The 14,531-nt window shown below is 35.3% G+C and carries 11 protein-coding genes, 1 pseudogene and 1 riboswitch; of the genes and pseudogenes, 4 read left to right on the top strand and 8 right to left on the bottom strand.

The annotated features are described in order from the left end of the window. Positions 1-337 precede the first annotated feature (337 nt). The 3 genes and pseudogenes from HU235_RS03840 (at position 338) to HU235_RS03830 (ending at position 4,337) form a co-directional block, all read left to right on the top strand. Entirely contained in the window at positions 338-850 is a 513-nt protein-coding gene (locus HU235_RS03840) for a GrpB family protein (protein WP_174879382.1), read from the top strand. Between the two features lie 272 nt (positions 851-1,122). Next, on the top strand, positions 1,123-2,043 hold the full coding sequence (locus HU235_RS03835) for an EamA family transporter (RefSeq protein WP_095300144.1): 921 nt from the start codon (positions 1,123-1,125) through the stop codon (positions 2,041-2,043). 165 nt (positions 2,044-2,208) lie between these two features. Beyond that, a riboswitch (cyclic di-AMP (ydaO/yuaA leader) is annotated at positions 2,209-2,352 on the top strand. 159 nt (positions 2,353-2,511) lie between these two features. Further along, positions 2,512-4,337 (top strand): annotated as a pseudogene (locus HU235_RS03830) (APC family permease). A 6-nt stretch (positions 4,338-4,343) separates the two neighbouring features. Here the strand turns inward: HU235_RS03830 and HU235_RS03825 are convergent. Next, on the bottom strand, positions 4,344-5,099 hold the full coding sequence (locus HU235_RS03825) for a cytochrome c oxidase assembly protein (protein WP_174879381.1): 756 nt from the start codon (positions 5,097-5,099) through the stop codon (positions 4,344-4,346). After that, positions 5,086-5,541 (bottom strand): DUF2243 domain-containing protein, encoded by a 456-nt coding sequence (locus HU235_RS03820; protein WP_174879383.1) that lies wholly within the window; start codon positions 5,539-5,541, stop codon positions 5,086-5,088. Before HU235_RS03820 ends, HU235_RS03825 begins: the two co-directional genes overlap by 14 nt. Positions 5,542-5,809: 268 nt before the next feature. Between HU235_RS03820 and asnA the strand changes: the two genes are divergently transcribed. Further along, entirely contained in the window at positions 5,810-6,823 is a 1,014-nt protein-coding gene (asnA, locus tag HU235_RS03815; RefSeq protein ID WP_174879380.1) for an aspartate--ammonia ligase, read from the top strand. Positions 6,824-6,996: 173 nt separating this feature from the next. On the opposite strand, the gene HU235_RS03810 is transcribed toward asnA, so the two are convergent. From HU235_RS03810 to rny, 6 genes are all read right to left on the bottom strand, one after another. Beyond that, positions 6,997-7,866, bottom strand: a complete 870-nt coding sequence (locus HU235_RS03810) for a 2-oxoacid:ferredoxin oxidoreductase subunit beta (RefSeq protein WP_145582968.1) — start codon at positions 7,864-7,866, stop codon at positions 6,997-6,999. After that, a complete protein-coding gene (locus HU235_RS03805; RefSeq protein ID WP_174879379.1) occupies positions 7,867-9,603 on the bottom strand; it encodes a 2-oxoacid:acceptor oxidoreductase subunit alpha in 1,737 nt (578 codons plus the stop codon). Between the two features lie 286 nt (positions 9,604-9,889). Continuing rightward, a complete protein-coding gene (locus HU235_RS03800; RefSeq protein ID WP_174879378.1) occupies positions 9,890-10,810 on the bottom strand; it encodes a dipeptidase in 921 nt (306 codons plus the stop codon). Positions 10,811-10,890: 80 nt separating this feature from the next. Continuing rightward, positions 10,891-11,151, bottom strand: coding sequence for a stage V sporulation protein SpoVS (gene spoVS / locus HU235_RS03795; protein WP_003181955.1), 261 nt, complete (start codon positions 11,149-11,151; stop codon positions 10,891-10,893). 541 nt (positions 11,152-11,692) lie between these two features. Further along, positions 11,693-12,487, bottom strand: coding sequence for a TIGR00282 family metallophosphoesterase (locus HU235_RS03790; protein ID WP_174879377.1), 795 nt, complete (start codon positions 12,485-12,487; stop codon positions 11,693-11,695). A gap of 117 nt (positions 12,488-12,604) precedes the next feature. After that, the gene (rny, locus tag HU235_RS03785; protein ID WP_370877278.1) at positions 12,605-14,167 is read right to left on the bottom strand and encodes a ribonuclease Y; all 1,563 of its coding nucleotides are present in this window, start codon (positions 14,165-14,167) and stop codon (positions 12,605-12,607) included. Between the last annotated feature and the right edge of the window lie 364 nt (positions 14,168-14,531).

The raw sequence follows: 14,531 nt of genomic DNA, 5'->3' as shown, positions 1-14,531 counted from the left end.
TATACCTACTGAAAAGGCTATTGCTGTTAAAGTAAGTGAAAATGGGTGGCAAAAAGCCATTTATTCCCATGAAGCCCCTTTTCATTGGTTAGATTTATTGCAAATAATTATACCTATCGTCATTTTTATATCAATTGCCATATTAATTGGTTTACGAATAAAAAAGTAATCGGAATGAATAACAACAATATAAATGATTATTTTCGATAACTATCTCTTAAATTACCAGACCTTTCTTAGTTATTAATATATCAGTTAGAACAGCAAAAAAAACATAGTTTTAATTTATAGACGCCTACCAATAAGTTCGGAATGTACACTAAGGAGTGATTCGAATATGCTTGGATTACCAAAAGGTGAGGTATTTATAGTTCCTTGGACAAGTGATTGGGAAAAAGAATATCAATTAGAGAAAAAGAAAATCGAACATATAATTGGTCAATATATCGTAAATGTTCATCATATCGGAAGTACCGCTATAAGGGATTTAAGCGCCAAGCCGATTATCGATATCGCTATTGAGATGAAGGATTTTCAGGATGGAGAAAAATGCGTTAAACCATTAGTAGAAATTGGGTACTCTTATAAAGGGACAAATGTACTGCCAGAAAGACATTACTTTAACAAAGGAGAACCAAGGACACATCAAATACATATGTATCAAAGTGGTAATCGATTTCTACTCGACCAGCTAAAATTTAGAGATTATTTGAGAGATAATGAAACAGCAAAAAATCAATATGCAAAACTCAAGCATGAATTATCTTTAGTCAGTAACGGGAACAAACATAAATACGCCGAAGATAAAACTGAATTCGTTAAGTCTATTTTAGAGAGGGTGAACAAATAAAATTAGATTTTCCATTATGAAGTACTTGCCAAATAGGTTTATTAAAGGGTCATATATAAATCTTTTCTTCTCTAAATGGGGGAAGGAAAATCGAGCTCATGTTATTTTTCGTTGACAACTAACAATGATGAATTTTATAATATTTTTGAAATTGAATAATAAAACCTAAATTTTTAGGACGTGGATTTTTCTAGAGGGTACCTCTATTTTCGCCACACAACTGTCGAATGACAATTGTGTGGCTTTTTTAATGCAAAAAAGGAGGATGTATTTTGAAAACTTGGCATTATGCATTTATTGTTTTTTTAGGTGGATGTTGTTATGGAATATTATCTACATTTGTTAAGCTTGCTTATGCAAATGGTTTTTCGGTGACAGAGGTTACAGGAGGACAATACTTATTTGGATCATTGATTTCCTGGGGACTCGTTCTGTTAACAAAAAGGAAGAAAATTTCACGTAACCAAACGATTAAACTATTACTATCAGGGATTCCATTTGGCTTAACAGGAGTATTTTATTATCAATCACTGCAAACACTTAATGCTTCATTGGCAATTATTTTACTATTTCAATTTGTTTGGATTGGTACACTTATTGAGTGGATATTCTATAAGAAAAAACCTTCTAAAGTGAATTTGCTTGCGATTATGATTCTGCTAATCGGCTCAATTTTAGCAGCTGGTATTATTTCGAATGGTGGAATTTCCTTATCATGGCAAGGAACTATGTGGGGGCTGCTAGCTGCAGTAACGTTTTCAGCCTTTATTTTTCTGAGCGGATCAGTTGGAACGAATGTATCACCACTTTTAAAAAGTGCGGTTCTTTCCACTGGAGGGTTAATCGTTGTCTTTCTAGTGTTTCCACCAATCTATCTAGTTGATTTTCCAGTTTTACTAGGTGTTGCACCATATGGATTGCTTCTCGGCTTTTTTGGGGTAGTACTCCCACCTCTATTATTTTCAATTGGGATGCCACATATTGGACCAGGACTTGGAACAATATTAACGACATCAGAGCTTCCAGTAGCTGTTTCAATGTCAGCGCTCGTTTTGAAGGAAGATGTTGGCGTGGTGCAATGGATAGGTGTTATTTTCATACTTTGTGGAATTATCGTCGGTAATGTAAGACACTCAAATGCTACTAAAAAGATTGTCCATGTCGAAAAGAAGTCTGTTTCACCATCTTCATAAAAGTTGACCTATTTTTAAGTTTTCGAAAAGACACTATATAAGGGTGTACTTTTATTGGACAGATTATTAATTCATTACTAAAGTTTTCGATTATCTATTTTTAAATCTTTACAAAAAAACCATTTACTTAAGCTGACGTCAGGAGTATTATAATTACAGTTTCAAATTTCTAAATCGCTGAAACCATTAGGTACGGGGGAACCATTATTGTGGATAGAAATTTATCCAAGGGGTGAATCCTATATAGGTAGGGCTACTCAATGGCCCGAATCCGACAGCTAACCTCGTAAGCGTTATATGAGAAGGAAGGTGGAGCTTGTGACACAAAAAAATTAAAGTGTCTACAGGTCTATTTAACTATGACTTGTAGACACTTTTTTGTTTTCTGTAAATGTATTTTTTATAAAAATCTTTCTTAAACGGGAAAGATAAAATTGAAGGAAAATAAGCAGGCGGGTGAGTTTTTATATGATTTCGTCTATAAAACGATTATTAATTGGACGTCCATTAAAAAGCAATGAAATAGGTGAACAAAAGCTTAATAAAACGAAAGCTTTAGCAATCCTATCCTCTGATGCTCTTTCATCAGTGGCATATGGTCCAGAGCAAATATTAATTGTATTGGTTACTGTAGGGGCTGCTGCCATTTGGTATTCAATTCCTATCGCAGTAGGAGTATTAATACTACTGTCGGCGCTCATCTTGTCTTATCGTCAAATTATTTATGCTTATCCTCATGGAGGAGGGGCATATATTGTTTCAAAAAGTAATTTAGGCGTTAATCCAGGCTTAATTGCTGGTGGTTCTCTTTTAGTAGACTATATTTTAACTGTTGCGGTTAGTGTTTCTGCCGGGACAGATGCAATAACTTCTGCGTTTCCTACATTACATGGCTTTAATGTAGAAATTGCCATTGGATTTGTGATTTTACTTACGTTGTTAAATTTAAGAGGAGTAACGGAGTCAGCTTCAATATTAGCTTATCCTGTTTACTTATTCGTATTAGCTCTGTTTCTTTTAATAGGAGTAGGAATATACAATGTTACAATAGGAGGAGTTCCAACAGAAGCACATACTCCAATAGGGACACCTGTTGCTGGGATTAGTTTATTTATACTATTAAGGGCTTTTGCCTCAGGAAGTTCTGCCTTAACAGGTGTAGAAGCGATATCGAATGCAATTCCTAACTTCAAAAACCCAGCACCAAAAAATGCTGCTAAAACGTTAATGTTTATGGGGATTTTACTTGCTATCCTGTTTTCAGGAATAGTATTTCTAGCCTATTCGTATGGAATCACTCCAAGTGGTGAAGTAACGGTTGTTTCACAAATTGCTGAGGAAATTTTCGGACGGAATTTCATGTATTTCTTTATTCAAGGAACTACAGCGTTAATATTAATTCTTGCAGCAAATACTGGTATTCTGCTTTTCCTTTACTTGCAGTTAATCTAGCGAAAGATAAGTTTATACCGCGAATGTTCTTGATTAGAGGGGATCGATTAGGTTATTCGAACGGGATTATCATCCTTGGAATTGCTTCAATCATCTTAATTGTCGCATTTCATGCAAAAACAGAGCATCTAATACCTCTATATGCAGTCGGAGTATTTTTGCCATTTACTTTGTCTCAATCGGGAATGATGGTTAAATGGCTAAGAGAAAAGCCTGAGGGATGGATTCCTAAATTTATAATCAATACAATGGGTGCAGTAATCTGCTTACTTGTTACTTTAATGTTTTTCTTAACAAAATTCTCACAAGTATGGTCAATTTTAATATTTTTACCGATTATTGTTCTTTTATTTCATAGAATTAGAAAGCATTATGAAGCAGTCGGTGAACAGCTTCGACTTACAACTTGTGAACCAACTTTACCGATCGAAGGTAATGTTATGATATTGCCTGTTGCTGGTATTACTCATGTTGTTGAGAATTCCTTGAATTACGCTAAATCTCTTTCACCAGATCAAATTATTGCTGTTTATGTTTCATTTGATAGAGAGGACGAGAAAAGATTTGAAGAAAAATGGAAGAAATGGCAACCAGATATAAGGCTTGTGACACTGCACTCTCCATATAGAAGTATTATCAATCCACTTAGCAAATTTGTTAATACAGTAGAGCATAAAGCAAGGGAAGGAAATTATCAGGTAACAGTTGTCATTCCACAATTTATCCCTAAAAAAGGATGGCAGAATATCCTGCACAATCAATCAAGTCTCCTTATTCGTGCTTTCTTACTGTATCGGAGAGACGTCGTTGTCACAACAGTACCATATCACTTAAAAAAATAAAGGCATCTAACAACAAGGAGTTGTTTTGCCAACTCCTTGTTGTGTTTTATAAGGATTAACAAATTGTATCGTGTGTGAACGATACAATTTGTTAATCCTTATAAAACACAACGCATACAAATATTTAGATAAAATCCCATGACCAGCTAGTGCGATAAGCAACACAACTGAGCGAAAGACAAAACTATATTTATGAGGAATAGGTTCAATATAAATGATGGACAATGTAAAAAGATAACCAGCAATGAAAAGATGAACATGAATAAACCAATGAAGAAAATGATTTTGACTCATCATTGAAAATAAAGGAGACATGTAGAGTAGCCACAAACCACCGATATTTAATAACAACGTAACAATTGGATTAAGAAACATCTGGTTTAGTCTGCTTTTTAATAATCTTGTTAAAAGGCGAGCTTGTTTTACATGAAGTGTCCGTAGCAATAATGTCATCGGTGCAGAACAGACGATAAAAAGTGGTGCAAGCATCCCTATTAAAAAATGAATGATCATATGTGCAACAAAGTTTGAATGTGACATTATTTGCAAGGGACTTAAAGTGGCAACACCTATACAGCATATCCCTAAAATCCAAAAAATAGTTCTGCTAAACGGCCATTGTTTATGACGTCGATTAGAGGTTTTGACTGCAAAAAAATAAGCAAATAGTGCAAGGAGAAATAAAAAACTTAAAGCAACTTGCATCACATCAATTGAAATCATATCAAGGTTATCATGATGATTATGACTACTGTGATTCATATTGCTTTATACCACCTTGGTTTCTTTTATTAGAACGCATGAGAATAATACCGACAATCACCATAAGGAAAGCGAGAATATTCCATGTGAGATCATATGGAAGAATGTTTACATCATAGCGAATTTGATGGATGCGCATTAGCTTATGTTGAATAATTCCATCATATAGTTGAAAACCACCAGCACCAATAAAAAATCCTCCCCACCAAACTCCTTTTAAGTAGGCATGATGACGTCTTACATCTGCATACATAAATAGAGCAGCAACAGTTGCAAACCAACTAAACGCATGGAATAAACCATCAGAGATTAGTCCCACTGCTGTTACTGATTTATCATAGAAATGATGCCAATGTAATAATTGATGAAAGATAGCTTCGTCAATAAAAGCAACAAAGCCGATTCCTAATAAAAATCCGGAAAAAAAATTTCGTGTTCTCATTGAAAAAGAACGGCTTTTCTTTGGATGACTCTTCACAATTTCCCTCCTGAAAAATGATAAAAATTTCTATTAGTAGTATTTTTTGTCTATTAAATATAGTTTACCCATTCTACATGTATAAATTTCATTTACGGGCTAATAAAGAATTGTTACTACCCTTTTTCGCAATAGTGGAGTAACAAATTAGTGGATTCATCATAAAGTATTTTAGTCAAACACCTAATTACTTAAAAAAAGATATTATGTTTATCAATTGGAGGGTAATAAGATGTCTCAAACATTAGCCATTCCTAAAGGATACAAACCAATCCTCAATCTGATGCATACAGAGATTGCCATTAAAGAGCTAAAGGATTTTTTCGAAGAAACGCTAGCAGAAGAACTCAACCTTATTAAAGTATCTGCACCGTTGATTGTCCATGAAGGAACCGGAATAAACGATAACCTAAATGGGACAGAACGAATTGTTCGTTTTGATGGAATAGATATGAACGGAAAACAAATCGAGATTGTTCAATCACTTGCTAAGTGGAAGAGACTGGCACTTGCGAAATACGGATTTACAATTGACGAAGGTCTTTATACGAATATGAATGCAATTAGAAGAGATGAAATACTTGATAACCTCCATTCGATCTATGTTGATCAATGGGACTGGGAGAAAGTCATTTCTAAGGACGAACGAACAATTAATAAATTAAAAAGTGAAGTAAAAAAAATCTACAAAGCAATAAAACGAACGGAAATGTTTATGTACGAATTTCACCCACAGCTTGAGCCAATTTTACCTAATGAGATACATTTTATTACGACTGCGGAGCTTGAACAATTATACCCAACTCTTTCTCCGAAACAAAGGGAAGATAGTATAACAAAGGAATATGGTGCTATATTTATTATGCAAATTGGCGGTGTTCTTAGTAATCGTGAAAAACATGATAGCCGTTCCCCTGATTATGACGATTGGTCATTAAATGGTGACCTTTTATTATGGAGCCCACTTTTAAAGAAATCGATTGAAATTTCATCGATGGGAATTCGCGTTGATGAAAATGCTCTGTTGAAACAATTAAAGGATTCAAAAGAAGAGAGAAGACTAACATTCCCTTTTCATCAAGCAGTCATTAACGGTTTACTCCCCTCCTCCATTGGCGGAGGAATTGGCCAATCACGATTATGTATGTATCTATTAAAAAAGGCACATATAGGTGAGGTCCAAGCATCTGTTTGGAATGAAACAACTATAAATGAATGCAAGTCATGCAATATTACTCTTCTTTAATGACTTTAATGGGTCAAGTATTATAAAAGCTATATTAAGCACTAAATCCTTAATATAGCTTTTACTTAACCTATTTTTGATAATTATTTTTCTTATTCTCTCTTAATGATGGGCTAATTCATATTTTCATATAAAAAGAACGAGAAATTTTTCTCGTTCCCTTCAGTAAAACCTTACATAAATTCGGCTATTAATTGATTAAATTCTTCTTCCTCGATAGCTAAATCCGTTTTAGATAACGGAACTTCACTATAGCCTTTAATTAACTCCTGATAAGATTTTTGCGTGTTATTTTGGTAAATTAATCCTGTAACAAGACTGTTATGCTTCATTAACGTTTGCATTGCAAGTTCTTTATTATGTGGATCATAGCCTTCAACATCTGCTAGCTTAGTTAAATTTTCTTTAAACCAATCATAGGTATTTACTTTATTATATGTCACACATGGGCTAAATACATTAATTAACGAAAACCCTTTATGTTGAATACCAGCTTCTATTAATGCTGTTAAATCCTTTAAATCAGTTGAAAAGCTTTGGGCAACAAATGTAGCACCTGCTGATAATGCCATTTCCATAATTGATAAGGAGGATTCAATTGACCCCTCAGGTGTGCTTTTTGTAATAAATCCCGCTTCACTTCGAGGTGATGTTTGTCCTTTCGTTAAACCATATATTTGATTATCCATCACAATATACGTAATATCAATGTTTCGACGAATAGCGTGGATCGTATGTCCCATCCCAATCGCAAATCCGTCTCCGTCCCCTCCTGAAGCAATGACGGTTAAGTCTCGATTTGCCATCTTTACACCTTGCGCAATTGGCAATGACCGCCCGTGAATGCCATGAAAACCATAGGAGTTAATATATCCAGAAATTCGACCAGAACAGCCAATTCCAGAAACAACAGCTAATTGTTCGGGCTGTAAGCCTATATTGGCAGCAGCTCGTTGAATGGCAGCTTGAACCGAGAAATCACCACAGCCTGGACACCAATTTGGTTTTACATTATTTCGGAAATCTTTAAATGTTACTGCCATTTAGATCAACTCCTTACTACGTGTGTAGATTTCATGAGGAAGAAAAGGATTTCCATCGTATTTTAATAACGAAGCAATTTTATTTGCATAACTGATATTCATTTTTAAAAGATTCGCTAATTGCCCTGTCGCATTATTCTCAACAACAATAACTTTTTTTGCTGCCTCAACTAATGGAAGCAGCTCTTCTGTTGGAAATGGATGAATTAAGCGAATATGTGCATGATTTACTGCTATACCATCATTCTCTAATCTCTCCATTGCCTCTTCAATTGTTCCTCGTGTTGAAATAAAGCCAACGAATAAGATATCTGGGTGATCATGATAAATCCTTTTATGAACTGGAGTGTTAAAGTTTATGTTTGCTAACTTCCTTAAACGTTTATCCATTTGCTCAATCCGATTTAATGCTACCTCTGAAGGCTTTCCTGTCTCATCATGCTCTACACCAGTAACATGATGAATCCCGTTTTTCGTACCAGGAAGAACACGGGGAGAGACACCATCTTCAGTTACTTCATAACGTTTAAAGTATGCCTTATTTTCAAGCTCTGGTAAGTCATCGTTAAGCAGCTTTCCACGGCGAATGTTGATTTTATGATAATCTAACGGCTCAACAGTTTGTTTTCCTAGTGAAAGCTGTAAATCAGTTAAGAGAATAACCGGTACTTGGTACTCTTCAGCAATATTGAAAGCTTCAATCATATCATAAAATGCCTCTTGAACAGTACTTGGTGCCATGACCACTTTTGGAATTTCACCATGTGTACCATAAATCATAGCCATTAGATCAGACTGCTCCTGCTTCGTTGGTAAGCCTGTGCTAGGTCCTCCCCTTTGTGTGTCGACGATCACAAGCGGCTGTTCCGTTATTCCCGATAAGCCGATCGCTTCCATCATAAGTGATAAGCCAGGACCAGCGGATGCAGTAAAGGTACGTGCTCCTGCATAATTGGCCCCAATAGCCATCGTACATGCGGCAATTTCATCTTCTGTTTGAATAACAACCCCACCAAATTTCGGAAGCTTTTTAATTAAATATTCCATAATTTCAGATGCGGGTGTTATTGGATATGCAGCCATAAACCGAGAACCAGCTGCTATTGCGCCTAATGCAATCGCATCATTCCCAATCATGAACATTCTTTTTTGCCCATCTGCCTTTTCAAGATACATATCTGTTCGATCAAATCCGAATACATCTTTTAAATATTCCACACCTTTTTTGATTGCTTCCATATTTTTTTCGACAATTTTTTCCCCTTTTCGGCCATATGTATCCTGTACAACTTCATGATAACCGTTAGGATTGATATTGAGAATTGCACTTGTTGCTCCAATTGCCACCATATTTTTCATTAAAGACGTTCCTAATTCAGTTGCGATTTCTGTAAACGGAACAGGATATAATGTAACGTTTACATTCTCAGGAATTGTCGGATTAAACTTTGAATCCGCTAGTACGATCCCACCATTGCGAAGCTCATGAAAGTTTACATCAATTGTTTCCTGGTCAAAGGCAACTAATATATCTAAATCATCCGAAATAGAACGGACTTCAGATGTGCTGACACGGATTTTATTATTCGTATGCCCGCCCTTAATACGTGAAGAAAAATGCCGATATCCATATAAGTAATAACCTAGTCGGTTTAAGGCAATTGAGAATACTTCACCAGTACTTTCGATGCCCTCTCCTTGTTGCCCTCCAACTTTCCATGAAAGTTGACTTATCATGTTCTTACACCCCTCTAAAGTTCAATAGATACAATTTTATAAGTTTTATAAATCTAGAAAAATATTATTTACTTAAACTGAGTAAATTGATCGGATTTAAAACTAAACGTTTTAATTGTAGACCCTACTTAACAAAATTACAAGTATTTCTAATAAAAATGTCGAAGAATATAGAGTTCGAGTTCCATACTTAAGGCATTTTCATTTTTAGCTAAAGCGATTTATGTGAGATGATTATTTACGATTATTTTTCTGTTTTCATTGATTCTAAGGCCATATATTAGAATCAAAAGGAAATATGATCGTAAAAATTTTGAAATAGGAATTTTTCTACCAAGCTATGAGAGTAATGAGTAAGTAACTGATTGATTAAATTGTCATAGCAAGAATAATTTTCTAAGCCGATAATCGTTTCATCAATACCATCAAAATCTGACCCAAAACCAATATGATTTTCTCCACCAAGCGCACATAGATAATCAATATGTTTTAATAGATCCGTTATTTTTGCTAAACCGCTTGTCGTAAAATAGGGGACAAAGCTTAATCCGATCATACCGTTTTTCTTAAACAACCCAATTATTTGCTCATCTTTAAGATTGCGAACATGTGGACATAAATTAAAAACATTTGAATGTGATGCAATTGGAAACCGTGCAATATCTAACGCTTCCCAAAAACTCGCTTCACATGTATGGGATAAATCCGTCCACAATCTTTTTTCGTTTAGGTAGTTGATTACTTTTTTCCCAAAAACCGTTAGACCACCATTTCGTGTTTCATACGCACCATCTGCAACAAGATTAGCGTAATTCCAAGTTAGCCCGACTGACCTTACCCCTAATTGATAGAAAATTTCTAACTGCTCAAGCCTATCACCGATCGCATCACAGCCTTCTAACGTTAAAATCGCACCAATCTCATGATCAGCTAATGGATTCATATCCTTTTTACTCTTTATTAATTTTATCTCAGGATAGTTCCTTATGATCTTTTGATAAAATAGAGCTATTTGTGCTTCCGCCACTTGAAGTCGCTGATGAAATGGTATTTCCTCTGGTACAAATATCGCAAAACATTGTATAGGCTTTTCCTTGGATTTAAGCCTTGAAATGGAAACGTGTAAGCCTTTATCATTTTCTACATTTATGCAAGGGTTTCTCCAAAGTTTTAATAACATATCACAATGGGCATCAAATACTCTCATTTCTACGAAACTCCTTTCAAAAATTAAGGGTTTGACTCATAAATTGAGTCAAACCCTTAATGATATTCTCTGACTTATTGTTATCTAGGCTCAACAATTAGTTTAATTGCTGTCCGTTCCTCACCATCTATTTGAATATCTGTAAATGCTGGTATACAAATTAAATCGACACCACTCGGCGCTACAAAGCCCCTAGCAATCGCTACAGCTTTAACGGCCTGATTAAGAGCACCTGCTCCTATCGCTTGAATTTCTGCAGCACCACGCTCTCTTAAAACACCAGCTAATGCACCGGCTACAGAATTAGGATTAGATTTTGCTGAAACCTTTAATATTTCCATTTCTAGCTCCCCCTTAATTTTCAATGAATCCTTGAGTGTTCATTAGAACAGCTTTGGCATCATTCGTTTAAAAAGGCCTCCCCTGTATCCTTTCTAAACGGTATTAGATATTCATCCATTGATACTATATTCACTAGAAATAGAAAGTATTCCTGCTTGGATTCATTTTATTTAAGAAAACAGCCTTGTTAAATGATTGCTTTCTGTAAATAAACATTTAGCAAATTTGAAAACTTTTACGATTCATCTCTGAAATATGGTTTTCTACACATAAGACTCATGCATTTTTCGTAAACCTTGTCGCCTTTACTAAGTCGTTATGCTTGAATTCCTCTTACAGTGCTTGGTGGAGAATCTTTTTGGTTTAAGCACCTGCTTACGTCTCACTTATCCTACGCAACCAGTAGAAATTTTGAACTTATGCTCCAATAACCTTTACATGTTTATAAAAGCGATAATATTCTAGAAAAAGTATTAATAAATAAATTGTAAAATAGCAATTAAAGGCATGAAATTATAAGAAAGAAATGCATCTTTCTTTTTACTCAAAAAACATGTGATCATCATTAATAAGAATTCGTTCAATTTTCTTGGCCTTACCCGTTTTATCATCAATATCTATTACGACAGCGCTTAGCTGTGTGCGACCATCTGCAACATCATGTCTTACTGGTAGATTTGTTAAAAACCTTTTCATAATCATTTCACGGTTTACCCCTAAAATACCATCGTAAGGTCCTGTCATTCCGACATCAGAAATATAAGCTGTTCCTTTGTCAAGAATTCGTTCGTCTGCTGTTTGAACATGTGTATGTGTACCAACTACAGCTGACACTCTTCCATCTAAATACCATCCCATCGCTTGTTTTTCACTTGTTGCCTCTCCATGAAAATCAACAAAAATAATGGATGTTCGCTTTTTAGCTTCTTTAATTAATTCGTCAGCTTTTTTAAATGGACAATCTGTTGGAGGTAAAAAAGCACGCCCTTGCAAATTAATGACCGCCACTTCTTTACCTGCGCTCGTAACAAATACCATCCCTTTACCCGGATTATCTTCTGGAAAGTTTGCAGGTCGTATCATTTGATGTGCGCGATCAATAAATTCAAATATTTCTCGATTATCCCAAGTATGATTTCCCATCGTTATAACATGTGCACCACTATCTATAAATTGTTGATAGATTTTTTCAGTAATCCCTTTACCGTGTGCTGCATTTTCGCCATTAATGATGACAACATGTGGATTATATTTTGTTTTTAACTTTGGTAGATATTCCTTTACCATTTGACGGCCTGGTGAACCAAAAACATCTCCCACAAACAATATTTTCATTTTTATTTCCTCAATTCTTTGCAATTAATTCATCTTAGTATTTCGTCTTTTACTTCTTTGCTTATTTATTCTCACATAGTTTTACAAAAAAATAAAGTGGCGCATTTCTGCCCCACTTTATTTTGCATATTCAACTGCTCTTGTTTCACGAATAACCGTAACTTTAATATGACCAGGATAATCGAGCTCTTCTTCAATTCTTTTTCGGATGTCACGTGCCAAGCGGTGTGCTTGTAAATCATCAATGCTATCAGGTTTTACAATAATTCGGACTTCACGTCCTGCTTGGATAGCAAATGACTTTTCAACACCTTCATAAGATTCAGAGATTTCCTCGAGCTTTTCAAGGCGACGTATATAATTTTCTAATGTTTCACTACGTGCACCAGGTCTTGCAGCTGATAATGCATCTGCTGCTGCAACGATTACAGCAATAATAGACGTTGGTTCTGTGTCTCCGTGATGTGAAGCAATACTATTAATTACGACTGGATGTTCCTTGTATTTTGTAGCAAGCTCAACACCAATCTCAACATGGCTTCCTTCTACTTCATGGTCAATTGCTTTACCAATATCATGAAGGAGACCTGCTCGTTTCGCTAATAATACATCTTCTCCAAGTTCCGATGCCATTAGCCCCGCTAAGAAAGAAACTTCCATTGAATGCTTCAACACGTTTTGACCGTAGCTTGTTCGAAATTTAAGTCGACCAAGGATTTTTATTAAATCAGGATGAAGACCGTGAACACCCACTTCAAATGTGGTTTGCTCTCCAACTTCTCTAATATATTCATCCACTTCTCTACGGGATTTTTCAACCATCTCTTCAATACGAGCAGGATGTATACGTCCATCCTGAACAAGCTTGTCTAATGCCAATCTTGCTGTTTCTCTACGAATTGGATCAAATCCTGATAAAATAACAGCTTCAGGAGTATCATCGATAATTAAGTCGATTCCTGTTAATGTTTCAAGTGTACGAATATTCCGTCCCTCACGGCCAATTATACGACCCTTCATTTCATCATTTGGGAGATTTACAACAGATACAGTTGTTTCTGCCACATGATCTGCTGCACATCGCTGAATAGCAAGTGACAGGATTTCTTTAGCCTTTTTGTCTGCTTCTTCCTTTGCACGATTTTCACTGTCTTTAATCATGATTGCAATATCATGTGTGAGCTCATTTTCAACCTTTTCAAGTATGATTGATTTTGCTTCATCTCGTGTAAGGCTAGAAATGCGTTCAAGCTCTGATTGCTGCTTACGCACCATCTCGTCCACTTTGCTTTCCATCTCTTCAATATGCTGTTGTCTTTGATTCAGAGAATCTTCTTTTTTCTCTAGGATAACTTCACGTTTATCTAAAGACTCATCTTTTCGGTCTAGATTCTCTTCTTTTTGTAATAAGCGATTTTCTTGTTTCTGAAGCTCATTTCGTCTTTCACGAACTTCTTTTTCTGCATCTGTTCGCAACTTGTGAATTTCATCTTTCGCTTCAAGAAGTGCTTCTTTTTTCGTTGCTTCCGCATCACGCTTTGCGTCTTCAAGAATCTGCTCAGCTGCATGGTTTGCACCTGCAATTTTTGCTTCAGCAATTGATTTACGAACAAAATAGCCAACAACTGCACCGACGATTAGGCCAAGCAAAATGGAGATGAGTATTGATACAACTTCCATCATTACACCTCCTCTTGCTATGAACTTGTTTTTTCTAGATTAAAGTGTCGGCATGTACATTGTTCAATTATAAGTTGTCAACATACAGCTCAAAGCTTTCGTATCATGTTGAACTTTACGTCTTATGAACTATTATTTAAGAAGACAAATTCAAGTACCAACATTTTTGCTTTCAAAATGCTTCAATCAACATTCTACAAAATTGTAAAATATACATCTTAATTGTAAATGTGTGAATTTTTCTTGTCAAGCCTGTCAAATTGACGAAAATAATGTCTTCATAAGCTTTACAAGCGGGTAGCACTAAAACAGATAAACCTTTTTGTGAACTATGGTCTATATTGCTTTATAAATTGAGTTATTA

Origin of the sequence: Metabacillus niabensis (genome assembly GCF_902829255.1) — a bacterium.
In the GTDB taxonomy this organism is placed as follows: Bacteria; Bacillota; Bacilli; order Bacillales; family Bacillaceae; genus Metabacillus; species Metabacillus niabensis.
The sequence above is the reverse complement of the archived record's forward strand: the minus strand, read 5'-3'. Positions and strand labels throughout refer to the sequence as shown.